The sequence below is a fragment of the Methylobacter marinus A45 genome, from assembly GCF_000383855.1.
Taxonomy (GTDB): domain Bacteria; phylum Pseudomonadota; class Gammaproteobacteria; order Methylococcales; family Methylomonadaceae; genus Methylobacter; species Methylobacter marinus.
Genome location: NZ_KB912877.1, coordinates 4534364 through 4549047, shown reverse-complemented (window position 1 = coordinate 4549047; position 14684 = coordinate 4534364). Strand labels below are relative to the sequence as shown.

The 14684-nt window shown below is 53.1% G+C and carries 14 protein-coding genes; 8 read left to right on the top strand and 6 right to left on the bottom strand.

The window, feature by feature from the left end; genetic code table 11:
- Positions 1 to 20 precede the first annotated feature (20 nt).
- Together ppk1 and def are read left to right on the top strand one after the other, a co-directional pair.
- Positions 21 to 2111 carry a polyphosphate kinase 1 gene (gene ppk1, locus METMA_RS0121345; protein ID WP_020161152.1) on the top strand — a complete coding sequence of 697 codons (2091 nt, stop codon included), beginning with the start codon at positions 21 to 23 and terminating at the stop codon, positions 2109 to 2111.
- Between the two features lie 10 nt (positions 2112 to 2121).
- Positions 2122 to 2649, top strand: coding sequence for a peptide deformylase (gene def, locus METMA_RS0121340; protein ID WP_020161151.1), 528 nt, complete (start codon positions 2122 to 2124; stop codon positions 2647 to 2649).
- A 58-nt stretch (positions 2650 to 2707) separates the two neighbouring features.
- Here the strand turns inward: def and METMA_RS0121335 are convergent, their stop codons facing one another.
- From METMA_RS0121335 to METMA_RS0121320, 3 genes are all read right to left on the bottom strand, one after another.
- Positions 2708 to 3514, bottom strand: coding sequence for a hypothetical protein (locus METMA_RS0121335; RefSeq protein WP_036249610.1), 807 nt, complete (start codon positions 3512 to 3514; stop codon positions 2708 to 2710).
- 113 nt (positions 3515 to 3627) lie between these two features.
- Positions 3628 to 6402 (bottom strand): formate dehydrogenase subunit alpha, encoded by a 2775-nt coding sequence (fdhF, locus tag METMA_RS0121325; RefSeq protein ID WP_020161148.1) that lies wholly within the window; start codon positions 6400 to 6402, stop codon positions 3628 to 3630.
- 27 nt (positions 6403 to 6429) lie between these two features.
- Positions 6430 to 8124 (bottom strand): NAD(P)H-dependent oxidoreductase subunit E, encoded by a 1695-nt coding sequence (locus tag METMA_RS0121320; protein WP_020161147.1) that lies wholly within the window; start codon positions 8122 to 8124, stop codon positions 6430 to 6432.
- A gap of 267 nt (positions 8125 to 8391) precedes the next feature.
- Between METMA_RS0121320 and METMA_RS0121315 the strand changes: the two genes are divergently transcribed.
- The 3 genes from METMA_RS0121315 to METMA_RS0121305 all read left to right on the top strand — a co-directional run bounded on the left by METMA_RS0121315 (position 8392) and on the right by METMA_RS0121305 (position 11122).
- A complete protein-coding gene (locus tag METMA_RS0121315) occupies positions 8392 to 9276 on the top strand; it encodes a LysR family transcriptional regulator (RefSeq protein ID WP_036249817.1) in 885 nt (294 codons plus the stop codon).
- 32 nt (positions 9277 to 9308) lie between these two features.
- Entirely contained in the window at positions 9309 to 10223 is a 915-nt protein-coding gene (locus METMA_RS0121310) for a quinoprotein relay system zinc metallohydrolase 2 (protein WP_020161145.1), read from the top strand.
- Positions 10224 to 10288: 65 nt separating this feature from the next.
- A complete protein-coding gene (locus METMA_RS0121305) occupies positions 10289 to 11122 on the top strand; it encodes a quinoprotein dehydrogenase-associated SoxYZ-like carrier (RefSeq protein WP_020161144.1) in 834 nt (277 codons plus the stop codon).
- A gap of 148 nt (positions 11123 to 11270) precedes the next feature.
- Here the strand turns inward: METMA_RS0121305 and METMA_RS0121300 are convergent, their stop codons facing one another.
- Genes METMA_RS0121300 through METMA_RS0121290 form a run of 3 tightly spaced genes read right to left on the bottom strand, consistent with a single transcriptional unit; the run spans position 11271 to position 12710 of the window.
- On the bottom strand, positions 11271 to 11672 hold the full coding sequence (locus METMA_RS0121300; protein ID WP_020161143.1) for a hypothetical protein: 402 nt from the start codon (positions 11670 to 11672) through the stop codon (positions 11271 to 11273).
- 10 nt (positions 11673 to 11682) lie between these two features.
- Complete coding sequence (locus METMA_RS0121295) at positions 11683 to 12240, bottom strand: Uma2 family endonuclease (protein WP_020161142.1); 558 nt, start codon at positions 12238 to 12240, stop codon at positions 11683 to 11685.
- 14 nt (positions 12241 to 12254) lie between these two features.
- The gene (locus METMA_RS0121290) at positions 12255 to 12710 is read right to left on the bottom strand and encodes a DUF302 domain-containing protein (protein ID WP_020161141.1); all 456 of its coding nucleotides are present in this window, start codon (positions 12708 to 12710) and stop codon (positions 12255 to 12257) included.
- A 40-nt stretch (positions 12711 to 12750) separates the two neighbouring features.
- Between METMA_RS0121290 and mobA the strand changes: the two genes are divergently transcribed.
- From mobA to METMA_RS0121275, 3 genes are read left to right on the top strand one after another with little or no spacing between them, the layout of a single operon-like run.
- Positions 12751 to 13347: a molybdenum cofactor guanylyltransferase MobA gene (mobA, locus tag METMA_RS0121285; protein ID WP_020161140.1), complete on the top strand. Its 597-nt coding sequence runs from the start codon at positions 12751 to 12753 to the stop codon at positions 13345 to 13347.
- Positions 13340 to 14167, top strand: coding sequence for a formate dehydrogenase accessory sulfurtransferase FdhD (locus METMA_RS0121280; RefSeq protein WP_020161139.1), 828 nt, complete (start codon positions 13340 to 13342; stop codon positions 14165 to 14167). The genes mobA and METMA_RS0121280 overlap by 8 nt, the downstream gene beginning before the upstream one ends.
- The gene (locus tag METMA_RS0121275) at positions 14167 to 14667 is read left to right on the top strand and encodes an endonuclease V (RefSeq protein WP_020161138.1); all 501 of its coding nucleotides are present in this window, start codon (positions 14167 to 14169) and stop codon (positions 14665 to 14667) included. The genes METMA_RS0121280 and METMA_RS0121275 overlap by 1 nt, the downstream gene beginning before the upstream one ends.
- The last annotated feature ends 17 nt before the right edge of the window (positions 14668 to 14684 follow it).

Sequence of the window (14684 nt, the reverse complement as noted above, 5' to 3'; positions counted from 1 at the left end):
GCTTTAGGTATGGGTACAAAATGGACATAAACGAAACAGACGAAATAATAGATCTTCAAAAACCTGAGCTGTATATCAATCGCGAATTGAGTTTGCTGGAGTTTAATAAACGGGTTTTGGCACAGGCGAAAGATGAAAATGTGCCGTTGCTGGAACGGCTCAATTATCTGTGCATCTCCTGTTCCAATCTGGATGAGTTTTTCGAGGTCCGGGTGGCCAGTGTGTTGCAAATGGCGACCATGGATCCCAAGGCGATCGGATCGGATGGCTTGACGCCCCATGAACAGCTGGAGCAGATTGCGGTCAATGCCCATCAACTGGTCGACGAGCAGTATAGCGTTCTGAACGACATTCTGATTCCGCAGCTCTGCGAGCAGAATATTCATTTCATCCGCCGCAGCAAGTGGACGGAAGCGCAGCACAAATGGCTGGAAAATTATTTCAATGATGAATTGATGCCGATTTTAACGCCGGTGGGCCTCGATTCCGCCCATCCGTTCCCCCGCATACTCAACAAGAGCTTGAATTTTATTATTTCCCTGACCGGCAAGGATGCGTTCGGCCGCAACAGCGGCAGGGCGATTCTGCAGGCGCCGCGATCCTTGCCGCGCATCGTTAAATTGCCTGCCGAGGAAACCGGCAGCGGTCCGGCCGATTTTGTGTTTTTATCGTCGATCATCCATGCCTTTGTCAACGAATTGTTCACCGGCATGACGGTGAAGGGCTGTTACCAGTTCCGCGTGACGCGCAACAGCGACTTTTTCGTTGACGACGACGCCATAGATGATTTGCTGCTGGCCGTGGAAGGCGAACTGGCCATGCGCAATTACGGCGATGAAGTGCGGCTGGAAATCGATGCCAAGTGTCCTGAGGAAACCGTGAATTTTCTGTTGGGCCGCTTCGATATGACCCGCGACCGCCTGTACCTGGTGGATGGGCCGGTCAATCTGAACCGGCTGCAGGAAATTATTGATCTGGTTGAACGGCCCGATCTCAAGTTCGCGCCCTTCAAACCCGGCGTGCCGCCGCAACTGGCACGCAACAAGGACATATTCGCCGCGATCAAGCGCCACGACATTCTGCTGCACCATCCCTTCGAATCGTTCTCGCCGGTCGTCGAGTTTCTGCGCCAGGCGGCTGTCGATCCGGACGTGCTGGCGATCAAACAGACGCTGTACCGCACCGGCGCGGATTCACCCATCGTCAGCGCCCTGGTCAAGGCGGCCAGGGCCGGCAAGGAAGTGACGGTCGTTATCGAACTGCGGGCGCGCTTCGATGAAAAAGCCAACATCAATCTGGCGTCCAAGCTGCAGGAAGCGGCCGTGCATGTGGTTTATGGCGTGGTTGGCTATAAAACGCATGCCAAGATGTGTCTGGTGCTGAGAAGAGAAGGCTCTCAACTGTGCAATTACGTGCACTTGGGGACCGGCAATTATCATCCTAAAACGGCGCGGATTTATACCGATTACGGCCTGTTTTCCAGCGATAAGGAATTAGGCGAGGATGTCCGGCGCGTATTTGCCCAGCTGACCAGTCTGGGTAAAGTGACCAAGCTGAATAAATTGCTGCAATCGCCGTTTACCTTGCATAGCGGACTGATCAGCAAGATCGAACGCGAAATACGCCATGCCCAAAACGGCAAGCCGGCAAAAATCATCATCAAAGTGAACGCCATTGTTGAGGAACAATCGATTCAGGCTCTTTACCGCGCGTCTCAGGCCGGGGTTGTCGTTAAATTGATCGTCAGGGGCGTCTGTTGTTTAAGGCCCGGAATCCCCGGCGTCTCCGAAAACATCGAGGTACGGTCCATTATCGGGCGTTTTCTGGAGCATGGGCGCGTATATGCATTCGAGAATGACGGTAACTGGGAAGTTTATGCCTCCAGCGCCGATTTGATGAATCGCAACATGTTCCGCCGCGTTGAAACCTGTTTCCCTGTTGAAAATAAAAGGCTGCACAACCGGATTTTGCATGACCTGGAATTGTATCTGCGGGATAACACGCAGGCCTGGATACTGCAGCCTGACGGCAGCTACCAGCGCTATACCAAAGTCGAGAATGAAGAGCCGGTACAAGCCCAGGCGATACTGCTGAATGAACTGTTGACCTAGAGGAATGACTATGCGCGAGATTGCCCAGTTAGGTGCCGAGGTGCTAAGACAAAAGGCTGAAGCGGTTGCGGATGTGCACGTCGCCGAGATTCGGCAAATCATAGCGGATATGCAGGCCACCCTGGCCGGCACGCAGGGTGTCGGCATCGCCGCGCCCCAGATCAGCGAGTCAAGACGGATCATGATTGTGGCATCAAGGCCCACGCCGCGTTATCCCCATGCGCCGCAAATGGCGCCGACGGTCATGATCAACCCTGAGTTTGAACCCTTGTCGGATCATAAGGAGAAGGATTGGGAAGGCTGCTTGAGCATTCCGGGCATACGGGCGCGGGTGCCGAGGTATCGGGAGATCCTTATCCGTTATACCGATCAGCGGGGTGAATGGCTGGAGTTACGGCTGGACGGCTTTGTCGCCCGGATTTTTCAGCACGAATACGATCATCTGGAGGGCAGGGTGTATCTGGACAGCGTTGAGGATAATCGGGATATTGTTTCCGAGAGTGAATATTTCAAGCTGATGGACATCCAAAGCCATTGAACGCATTCTGCTGCAGTCTGGAAATCCAATGCTGTCAAAAGCACAGGCTTAGCCATATTTAGTCATTCATCCAGGTAATTATTCCCAGCATCAGCATTTGTAAAGGCAAGGTTGCAATATCAAAAACAAGCGCGAGCGGTTCCTCATGATTGATGCTTGGTCTGACACGCGCCTTCCGGGATTCCGGGAAAAACAGTAGCTTGTTTGGTTTGTTTTCCACGCCTGATACGGAAACGAAAGCCATCATATCGATGTCGTCTTCGATCACTGTTGCGCTGTTTATCTCCGGGCTGGATCTTTTGATTTGATATAGCGCATGCAGTATCGATTTGTCTTTAAGATGCAGAGCCAGGAAATTCTGCTGTAGTTCAGGACAGGCGTCGATGGGTAAGTTCAGATGATCTGTGTGATCAGGAATTGACGTGCAGTATGAGAAATTGAAAGTAATAACCGGAACAGTCGATTTCCTTGATGTATTGCTGCAGTCGGAATGAATGAGAGTACTCGGTATTCTTATATATTCACCGTAAGTTTCATCGCCTACCAGATGTTTAAAATTTTTACCGGTAATATCATGTGATTCGTTGGGCCTGACCGATAGGTCAAATGAGATAGGCTTATGCTCCCGGGTCGCTGTGTTAAAGCCGGTAAAGCAGACGGTCAATAAATCGTCTTGGCTTAGAAAGGCACTGGTATTCTGTATTAAGTCGTATTGCCAGTAATTTTCCTGATTCTGCTTACCCATTGCGACAAATAATGAGGCGCAACCATTGAGTCCGATCAGAATGAATGCGGATAAAATCAAAATCTTGATATGCCGATGGCTAATGCATGCTATCAAGACTTTAATTTTTACCGGCGGCATCAGATTTGACTCATCATTTTCGCATTATTTTGAAGAGCTTTAAGTTGGGGTTTTGAAACAAGAAAGCGCTGACGAAATTTTAAACTCTGTCAGCGCTAAACGAAATACGAAGCTTAGTTAATTCTTGTGCCGAGAGTTCCGCCCGGCGTGGCATTAACGGCACAGAACTTGAATTCCGGGATTTTCGCCGCCGGATCGAGAGCCTCATTGGTAATCAGGTTGGCGCTGGCTTCGTTATAGCAGAAAGCCATGAATATGCTGCCTTTCTGGATGCCCATGTCAGCACGCGCATAAGCCGTAATCTTGCCGCGACGCGACTCGATCGTAATCAGTCCGCCGGGTTCGACGCCCAGTTTGCTGAGGTCTTCAGGATTGACGGAAACAACCGGATCCGGTTCGATCGCATCCAGTGTAGGCGAATGACGCGTCATGCTGCCGGTATGCCAGTGTTCAAGCTGACGGCCGGTAATGAAGATCAGAGGATATTCATTATCGGGCAGTTCATCGGCGTGTATGTATTTGGCCGGCACGAATTTGCCTCTTCCTGACTGAGTCGGGAAACCGTCCGTGAAAATAACCGGCTGGCCCGGATCGCCTACATGTTCCAGCGGATAAGTCAGCGAATCTTCGTTGTTCAGTCTTTCCCAGGTCATGCCGGCGATGCTGGTCATGGCCTGGCGCATTTCATTGAACACATCTTCAGGGCCAGTGTAGTTCCAGTTGCAACCCAAACGGTTGGCGATTTCCTGGATGATCCACAGATCCTGTCTGGCATCACCGGGCGGATTGACGGCCTGGCGACCCATCTGCACGCGCCGGTCGGTATTCGAGAACGTACCGGTTTTTTCATAGAACGCCGATGCCGGCAGAATCACATCCGCAAAACCGGCCGTTTCGGTCAGGAAGATATCCTGCACCACCAGATGCTCCAGGGAGGCGAACGCTTCGCGCGCATGGTTCTGGTTGGGGTCGGACATGGCCGGGTTCTCGCCTTCGATGAACATGCCGAAGACGTCCTTGTGCAGAATCGCATGGATCATTTCCACAGTCGTCAAACCGCGATCAGGGTCCAGTTCAGTGTCCCACAGTGTTTCAAATTTGGCCCGATTGGCAGGATCTTCGACAGGTTGGTAATCAGGATAAACCATCGGGATCAGACCGACATCCGACGCGCCCTGAACATTGTTCTGGCCGCGTAGCGGATGCAGACCGGTGCCGGGTCTTCCCACCTGGCCGGTCATCAAGGCCAGCGAGATCAGACAGCGTGCGTTGTCGGTGCCGTGAATATGCTGGGATACGCCCATGCCCCAGAGGATCATCGAGCCTTTTGACGTTGCATACAGTCTTGCCACTTCGCGGATCGTGTCGGCGTCTATGCCGCAGATAGGCGCCACGTGTTCCGGGCTGTAGTCTTTCAAATGCGCGCGCATTTGATCGAAGCCTTCCGTGTACTTGGCGATATACTCGTCGTTCTGCAGGTTTTCTTCGAGTATGACGTGCATGATGCCGTTAAGCAGCGCCACGTCGGTATCGGGGCGGAACTGCAGCACATGAGAGGCGTATTTGGCAATCGATGTGCGGTTCGGGTCCATCAGGATGATTTTGGTGCCCCGTGCCGCGGCGTTCTTCATGAATGTCGCGCCGACCGGATGATTAACGGTCGGGTTGGAACCGATAATGATGATGACTTCGGCCTTGCTGACATCGGAAACCGGGTTCGATACGGCGCCGGAACCCAGACATTCCAGCAGCGCGACAACCGATGAGGCATGACACAGGCGCGTGCAGTGGTCGACGTTGTTGGAGCCGAAACCGGTACGCACCAGTTTCTGGAACAGATACGCTTCCTCGTTGCTGCCTTTGGCCGACCCCAAACCGGCCAGGGCTTTTTTGCCTTTCTCATCGCGGATCTTTTTCAGGCCGTTAGCGGCAAAATCCAGCGCTTCTTCCCAGGTAGCTTCCCTGAACACGCGGTCGATCTCGCTGGGATCGAGCAAGTCAGTGGTTTTGGCCACGCCTTCACGACGGATCAAGGGCTTGGTGAGACGCAGCGGGTTGTCGGTGTAGTTAAAACCGAAGCGGCCTTTAACGCAGAGGCGGAAATGGTTGGTGTAACCGTCGCGACCCTCCGTATACAGGATCTTGTTGTCCTTGACATGGTATCGGATCAGACAGCCGACGCCGCAGTAAGGGCAGGTTGAGTCGACGGTTTTATCGGCGACCTCGAGACCGACATTGTTGGCCGGCATCAGGGCGCCGGTAGGGCAGGCCTGCACGCATTCTCCGCAGGCCACGCAGCTGCTGGCGCCCATGGGATCGGCGATATCGAAGACGATTTCGGAGCGGGCGCCGCGGTTGGCGTAACCGATGACGTCATTCATCTGCTCTTCGCGGCAGGCGCGCACGCAGCGGGTGCACTGAATGCAGGCGTCCAGATTGACGGCCATGGCCGGATGCGACAGGTCGGCTGCAGGCTGGGCGCGGCCGGGGAAGCGCGGCGCGCCGACTTGCATTTTTTCCGCCCAGATATCCAACTCGGAATCCAGTTTATACGGGGAATTGCCCTGGTCAGGCATGTCGGACTTCAACAGTTCCAGCACCATTTTCTGCGATCTGACGGCGCGCTCGCTTTTCGACTGAACTTGCATGTCTTCTGTCGGCATGCGGCAGCATGAAGGCGCAAGCGTTCTCTCGCCGGCGACTTCCACCACGCAGGCACGGCAGTTGCCGTCAGGACGATAGCCTTCCTTGTAGCACAGATGCGGGATTTCCTTGCCGTGCCGTTTGGCTACCTGCAGGATGGTTTCGTCTTGAAATGCTGACACGGATTCGCCGTCCAGCGTGAAATTAACCGTGGGTTTGTTGATATATTCGGGATTTGCAGCCATGAGTGACTCTCTAAACTTAAGCAGTATTTATTTCAATTCATCAGGAAAATATTTCATCACGCAGCGCAGCGGATTAGGAGCCGCCTGGCCCAGGCCACAGATGGAGGCGTCCACCATGACCGATGACAATTCTTCCAGTAAACTGGCATCCCAGTTCTTTTCCTGCATTAATGTTGCCGCTTTGGAGGTGCCGACCCGGCAAGGGGTGCATTGTCCGCATGATTCCTCTTCGAAGAATTTCATGGCGTTCAAGGCCAGTTCGCGGGCACTGTCCTGGTTGGAGAAGATCACGACCGCGGCCGAACCGATGAAGCAGCCGTATTGGTTGAGCGTATCGAAATCCAGCGGAATGTCGCCCATCGATGCGGGCAGAATGCCGCCCGATGCGCCGCCCGGGAAGTAGCCGTAAAATTCGTGGCCTTCCTGCATGCCGCCGCAATATTCGTCGATCAGTTCGCGTACGGTGATGCCGGCCGGGGCCAGGTGCACGCCTGGTTTGTTGACGCGGCCCGAGACGGAAAACGAGCGCAGGCCTTTGCGTTCATGGCGACCGAACGAGGAGAACCATTCAGGACCTTTCTCGACAATGTCTCTGACCCAGTAGCAGGTTTCCATGTTGTGTTCCAGCGTAGGGCGACCGAACAAGCCGACTTCGGCCAGGAACGGCGGCCTTAACCGCGGCATGCCGCGCTTGCCTTCGATGGATTCGACCATGGCCGATTCCTCGCCGCAGATATAAGCGCCGGCGCCGCGGCGCAGATGGATAGGCGGCAGTTTTTGCGCTTTGGAAGGCGGATTGTGTTGCAGGTTGGCGATTTCCTGGGTCAGAATTTCTCGGCAGCCGGCATACTCGTCGCGCAGATAGACGTAGATTTCATCACAGCCGACGGTCAGGGCCGCGATAACCATGCCTTCGAGGAAACGGTGCGGGTCTTTTTCCAGGTAGTGGCGGTCCTTGAATGTGCCCGGTTCGCCTTCGTCGATGTTGACGGCCATCAGGCGCGGGCCTTTAAAACCCTTGACGATGCGCCATTTCCTGCCGGCCGGAAAACCCGCGCCGCCCAGACCGCGCAGGCCGGAGCTTTCCATTTTTTCGATAATGCTTTCGGCGCTGATCTCGCCTTCGAGGACGCCTTTCAGCGTTTGATAGCCGCCTTCGGCTGTGTAGCGTTCCAGGCTGATGTAATCGGTGACTTTAGCTTTGACAGCGTTATTTTCAACCGCTTCGAAGACGGCAGGCGCGGTTGCCTGATCTATCGGATTCTGGCCGACTACGGCGACAGGAGCGTGCTGGCAACGGCCGACGCAGGGGACTTTCTGGACCCGGACTTTATCTCCCAGGCCACTTTCCAGGGCATGCAGCAAATCATGAGCGCCGGCCATGTCGCAGGCCAGGGATTCGCAAACGCGGACGGTCAATGATGGAGGCGGGGTCTGGCCTTCTTTAACGACATCGAAATGATGGTAGAAAGAAGCTACTTCGTAAACCTCGGCAGTAGAAAGATTCATCTCATGGGCAAGTGCGACGAGATGTTTAGAGGGAATGTGGTGATAATGATCCTGAATTTTATGCAAATGTTCGATCAATAAGTCTCTTTGGCGGGATTCATCGCCCAGGAGGTTTCTTACCTCTTCCAAGGATGCCAGATCCACTGCATGGCCTTTCGGGCCTTTGCGTTTTTTAGTGGTGATTTGTTCTGGCGATATCTTTATAACTGCCACACGTATTTCCTCCAGGTTATCCGGTAAATTAGAGCTTAGAGCCAAATTTATTTGATTTAGTTCGGCTCAAGGAATAGGTTTGCAATCATGCCTCGGGCACACGGCAAAAAATATTACGCACTTTAACGTAGCTGTAATATTTCTATCAAGTCATCATTTATTAGGGTAAACATCAAAAACGGTGATATTATCAAATACTAATGTTCGTATCCTCCCTTGAATGCGCGTCATTATAAAATACTTGAGCAAAATTATCAGGAAATTGCGTTGAATCCCAATCATTTACTTACTTTCGCCGTCGTTGCCCGTTTCAGAAGCATCACGCTGGCCGCGCAACATCTGCATCTGGGGCAGCCTGCTGTCTCGGGGCAGTTAAAGTTGCTGCAAGGCGCGGTCGGAGAGGCGTTATACGAGCGTAAAGGTCATCATATCGAATTGACGCCCGCAGGCAAGGGCTTATTGGAATATGCCCAGAAGATGGACACCGATTACAATCAGGCAATCGATTATGTGCGCTGTTTGCAACAGATCAACACCGGTTTTCTGCGCTTGGGTTCCACGACCACGATCGCGAGTTTTTATCTGCCCCGGCACGTTGTGCAATTGCAGACGCTGTATCCGGGTGTTCAGGTTTTCATGAAAACCTGGGATAGCGCGGAAATCATTCGCAATCTGGGGGATCTGGATCTGGGGTTTATCGAAGGGCCGGTTGACGAGGGTGAGTTGCCGGGCAATTATGTCGTCATTCCCTGGCAGAATGATGAAATCGTGCTGGTGCTGCCGGAAGATCATTGCCTGGCGCAGACCTATCCCGAGAGTGTGCCTCTGGACGTTTTTACCGAGTATCCGGTGATCTGGCGCGAGCCCGGTTCGGGTGCCAGGGATGTCATCGAACAGGCCTTGGCGGCGGCCGGTATCGTCGCGCCTGTCAGCATCGAAGTGACCGGGGTTTCGGGCATTAAAGAGTCGGTCAGGGCTGGTCTGGGTATCGGCTTTTCTTCTTTTCAGGCGTTGCGCAATGAGGCTAAAGGCCTGGTGGCACGGCGCATCAATCCGCCGGATGGCTTGATCTGGCATTTGAATATTATCGCGCCCAAGCAGGTTCTTCAGTCCCGGGTGGCCAAGGCATTTCTGGAATTATGCCTTGGCTGAGTTAGTTTCAGGTTTTTTATTCGAGGTAAGTGATGAGGTTGTTGTTTGCTTTAATTCTGTCGCTGGCTAGCGGTTCCATGTCGGCCGCGCCGGTACTGTCGGTGACGGAAGTCGCACCGGGCGTGTACGTGCATTTGGGCGTGCATGAATTGCCCGATACAAAAAATCATGGCGCTATCGCCAATATCGGGTTTATCGTCGGCGAGCGCTGTGTGGCGGTTATTGATACGGGGGGCAATCCGCGGCAGGGCAAATCCCTGAAACTGGCGATCGAACATACGACATCCAAGCCGGTTTGCTATGTCATCAATACGCACGTCCACCCGGATCACATCTACGGCAATAAGGCTTTCAAAGCGCCCGGGGTTCAGTTCGTCGGCCACCAGAAACTGGCCAGGGCCATGGCGACACGAGGCCTTTATTATATCGACAAGGCGGCCGACCAGCTCGATGTCAAACTAACCGCCGACGATATTATTCCGCCGGATATAGCCGTTAAGGATCATCTGGACCTCGATCTGGGCGGGCGTACACTGAAGTTGACCGCCCATCGCGCGGCCCACACCGATAATGACCTGACCGTTTATGACGAGCGGACCGATACGCTGTGGATATCCGATTTATTGTTTATCGAGCACTTGCCCGTGATAGACGGCAGTCTGAAAGGCTGGCTGGCCGAGCTCAAAACATTGGAAAGCCATGCTTATAAAACCGTGATACCGGGCCACGGGCCGATAGTCACGGATTGGCCGAAAAGCATGCAGCCTGAAAAAGCCTATCTGGAAATGCTGCTGACGGAAATCAGGGACATGATCAAGCAAGGCAAATACATGGAAGAAGCCGTGGAAACCGTCGGTTATTCGGCCAGGGGACAATGGCGGTTGTTTGACGAGTTTCACCGTAAGAACGTCACGACCGCCTTTGCCGAGCTGGAATGGGAAAATTGAATTTATGTCGCCGGCAGGGCTGAGCAGTTGCCGGCGATTTCTTTAACGATTGGAGCTTTAATAACATGAAGATAGAAACAATTAAATCCTGGATTTTGGTTCTGTTGCTGGCGCCGGCTCTGGCTTTGGCCGCCAACGATGACGCCGACTGGACCAACAAGTTGAAAGATCAGTATTTTGCCGGCAAATCGATTGAGGAATCCAGTGATGTCATCGAAATCGATGCGCCGTACCGGGCCGAGGATCCGGCTCTGGTGCCCATAAAGATCGTCAGCAAGGTGCCTCAGACCCGGGACAGCTACATCAAAAAAATTCTGGTGCTGGTTGATAAAAACCCGTTTCCGTTTGTCGGCGAGTTTGAATTCACGCCGGAAAGCGGCAAGGCCGATCTGGCAATGCGGATCCGCGTCAATACCTACAGCAACATCCGTGCGATCGCCGAAATGAATGACGGCCGACTGATCATGACCAAGAAGTTCGTCAAAGCCAGCGGCGGCTGCTCGGCACCGATAGGCGCCGATCTCGACGCGGCCATGCAGCGTTTAGGCAAAATGAAATTCAGGCTCGATGACGGCGCTAAAATCGGCGAACCGACCCAGGCGCAGTTATTGATCAGCCACCCGAATATTACCGGCATGCAAATGGACCAGGTCACGCGGTTTGTGAAAAAGTCCCATTTCATCAAGGAAATGCGGATTTCTTTCAATGACAAGCCGATCCTGACCGCCAAAACCGATATCGCGATCAGCGCCGACCCTAATTTCCGGTTTTATTTTGTGCCGGACAAAGCCGGTGTGTTGAAGGCCGAGGTTGCCGACACCTCATGTGAAAGCCCGACCAGTCGCGACGCCTGCACGGCCGGTAACAGTTTTAGTGAAACCTATACGCTCAATCCCTGATTTTGAGCTATTGGTGGATTGTTGATTAACCACGAAGGACACGGAGTTCACGAAGAAACTCATGTAAAGAAACTTCATGGACTCCGTGCTCTTCGTGGTGTTATGTCAAGTTAACTGCAGTGCGGCCAGTCATCGCCGCTTGACCCCGCTATTTGACGAAACAGCTTTTTTCAGCGTATTTCTCGGCTTCCTTAAGCCGTTGGCGCAGATCCTTGCCTCGGGCCGGATCGCGGAAAGCGCCGCCGCTCTCGCCGGGCATTTTTTGCAGGTATGTAACGGTTTGCGCGGCTTCGTATTCCTCGAATGTCAGTTTCTCGGCAATTTTATCGATTTTACAGCCGCAGGCGTATTGGGTGATGTAATTCAGGCCGCCGTGCTTGGCTACGCAGTTCAGAACATACTCGACGCGATCCCGCGTGGGAAAATCATTGACCCTAGGCGCCTGTTCGGCCGCAGCCGGCTCGTCGGCTTTTTCCTGTGCCGTGGTGCAGGCGGTTATGGCGGCGAGTAAGGCAATGGTTAAAATTGAGTTTATATAGTTACGTTTCATTGAAGTAATCTTATTCCCATAAGTCAGTAAGTGAAAAAGTATGCTCGGCGAAAGGAGCGATGGCGATTGATTCGTTGTCGGCGTGCGCGCCCGTCAACAGCCAGTGCCCATCATGCAGTTCATACGCTTCCAGTGTTCGCAGAACCGGGTCGACCAGCCATAGATGATTGATGCCCAGTTCCGCATAGATCGGCATTTTAACAATTCTGTCAATGCGTGTGGTCGTCGGCGACAGTATTTCGCAAATCCAGTCAGGAGGTGTTTTAAAACATGCCGTTTTTGGCAGTGCCGGCATCCGCTGACGGCGCCAGCCGACCAGGTCCGGGACAAGTACATGCGAATCCAGGTGGCATACGGGTTCGTCAATAATCCACCAGCCGCCAGCCCCGTCCTGGCCTTGTTGAAAGGACGAAACCAGTTCAGCACTCAGCGATGAAGAAGCCAAAGCGTATCGGGTCGCGGATTTTGGGCGCATTTCCAGACGGCCGTGAATGATTTCACCGACCATGTTTTCCGGCAGGTCGATGATATCCTGGTAGCTGGCTTGCTTGTTGACCGTCTTTGTCATAATGTTCTATTGGCTTATTGCTCAACGGCAAAATCAACAATTTGTTTTAATAACGTGTTCATTTCAGTCGAGAATTGGTTCAGTTCCGGGTTCTCCGTGTCAGTAGGCAATAAATGCGTTGATACGATGGTTTTGTCCCGGAAAGTATACATGACCACATTGCAGGGCATGTGCCTGACTGAATGCGGGGACATTAACAACAGGGTCTTCGCGTGCGTTAAATTGCAGAACTGGATGGTGTCGTAATCGGGAAAATCCTTGGTGCCCCGATCGCGTATGACTTTGCCGATGCGGCTGTGCCCGGTTATTCTGAAATTGTTCTCGGCGATCGCGACTTCCAGTTCAGCCAGGACCTCATCATAGGGTTTGCTTGTTTCCACCTGGTAATACGGGATAAACTCGCCCGGCGGTTGCGGTGCGCATCCGGTAATCAATAACAGGCAACTGAAGGCAACGAATTGTCGGATCATCTACAGGTCACATCATTCAAGATTAAACAAGCTTAGCATTATGAACAGTCAAACAAAAGTAACAGGCGTTATTCTCGCCGGTGGTCTGGCCCGGCGCATGAATAACCAGGACAAAGGATTGGTGAACTTCAAAGGCCGGCCGATGATCAGCTATGCCATTGCCGCGCTGTCGCCCATGGTTGATCAGCTGATCATCAATGCCAATCGTAACATGGAGCAGTACCGCCAGTTTGGCCTGCCCGTCGTTGCCGATCAAACCGACAGTTTCGACGGACCTCTGGCGGGGGTGTTGACGGCTATGATTTATGCCAATGCCGACGTACTGGTTGTCATGCCGTGCGATTCGCCGCTGGTTACGACTGAACATTTAGAAAAACTGCTGTCAACGCGCGCCGAACAAAATGCCGACGTGGCCGTCGCCTTTGATGGCGAGCGCCTGCATCCGGTTTTTCTGGCTATCAAGAGCACGCTGAAAAACAGCCTTGAAGCCTACCTGGCCAGCGGCCAGCGTAAAATCGATCTGTGGCTGGAGCGGCAGAATATGGTGAAAGCGGACTTCAGCGATACGCCCGAGATCTTTATGAACATCAATACCATGAATGAATTGACCGCGCTGGAGGCCGACGATAATGACTGAATCCTATCAGCCGTCAATGACCGACGCGGGCCTGAGTTTTTCCAGGCCGGCGGTTGCCATCGATGAACACGGCGAGTCGAGAGAGATTGAACTGGTCGGCGAGCGGGCGCTGACGATTTATGTCGATAAACAGGAAATCGTCACGCTGATGACCATCGGCACGCATCCCGAGTTGCTGACATTGGGCTACCTGAAAAACCAGGGTTTTTTCGAAGACATCCGGGAAATCAAGGTAGTGCAGGTGGATTGGGAGACTGAGGCGGTAGCCGTGGTCACTGACCACAGACACAGCGATTTTTCCGAGCAGATGGCGCAACGTACCGTCACAACCGGGTGCGGGCAGGGTACCGTGTTCGGCCGTCTGATGGAAAAATTAAAACGGATCAGAGTGCCGGAAAGCTCAATCAGGCAATCGACCCTCTACGGCATGCTCGATAGCCTAAGGCAGTACAACGAGATTTACAAGAAGGCCGGCGCCGTCCACGGCTGCGCCCTGTGCAGCGGCAGCCATATCGATTTTTTTGTCGAAGACGTCGGTCGGCATAATGCCGTCGATGCCATCGCCGGCTATATGTGGCTGAACGGGATTTCCGGCGAAAACAAGATTTTTTATACCACCGGGCGCCTGACCTCGGAAATGGTGATCAAGGTTTCGCAAATGGGCGTGCCGGTTTTATTGTCGCGTTCCGGCGCCACGCAGATGGGTTTGGAAATGGCCCGGCAATCGGGCGTTACCCTGATCTCCAGAGCCAAAGGCAAGCATTTTCTGGTTTTGAACGGCGCTGAAAACATCGAGTTTGATGCCGTTAAAGCCGACTGATGCTATTGGCTGTCGATGTTGACTATCGGGACGCCCATGCGTTCATTGCCGGCATTGCTTTTGAAAACTGGCAGGATGCCAGTGAACAAAACGTGTTCAGAAGCCAGCTCGGAAACATTAAGGCGTACAGGCCCGGGCAGTTTTATCGCAGGGAGCTGCCTTGCATACTGAAACTCATTGAAGAGCACCAAATCGTGCCCGATGCCATTATCATCGATGGCTTTGTTTATCTGGACGGTAAATCAAGACCGGGCCTGGGCAAATATCTGTATGACGCCTTGCACGAAAAAATCAGCGTGCTGGGTGTCGCTAAAAAACCATTTAAAGGCATAGCCAGGGAATGCGAACTCTACAGAGGGGCGAGTAAAAAGCCGCTCTATGTCACCAGTGCCGGCATGCCGCTTACAGACGCCAAACAGCACATTAGATCCATGCACGGCCCGTACAGGATACCGACGCTGCTGAAGAAAGTGGATCAGCTATGCAAAACCATGCCGTAGCGAAAAGGCCGGTAAGG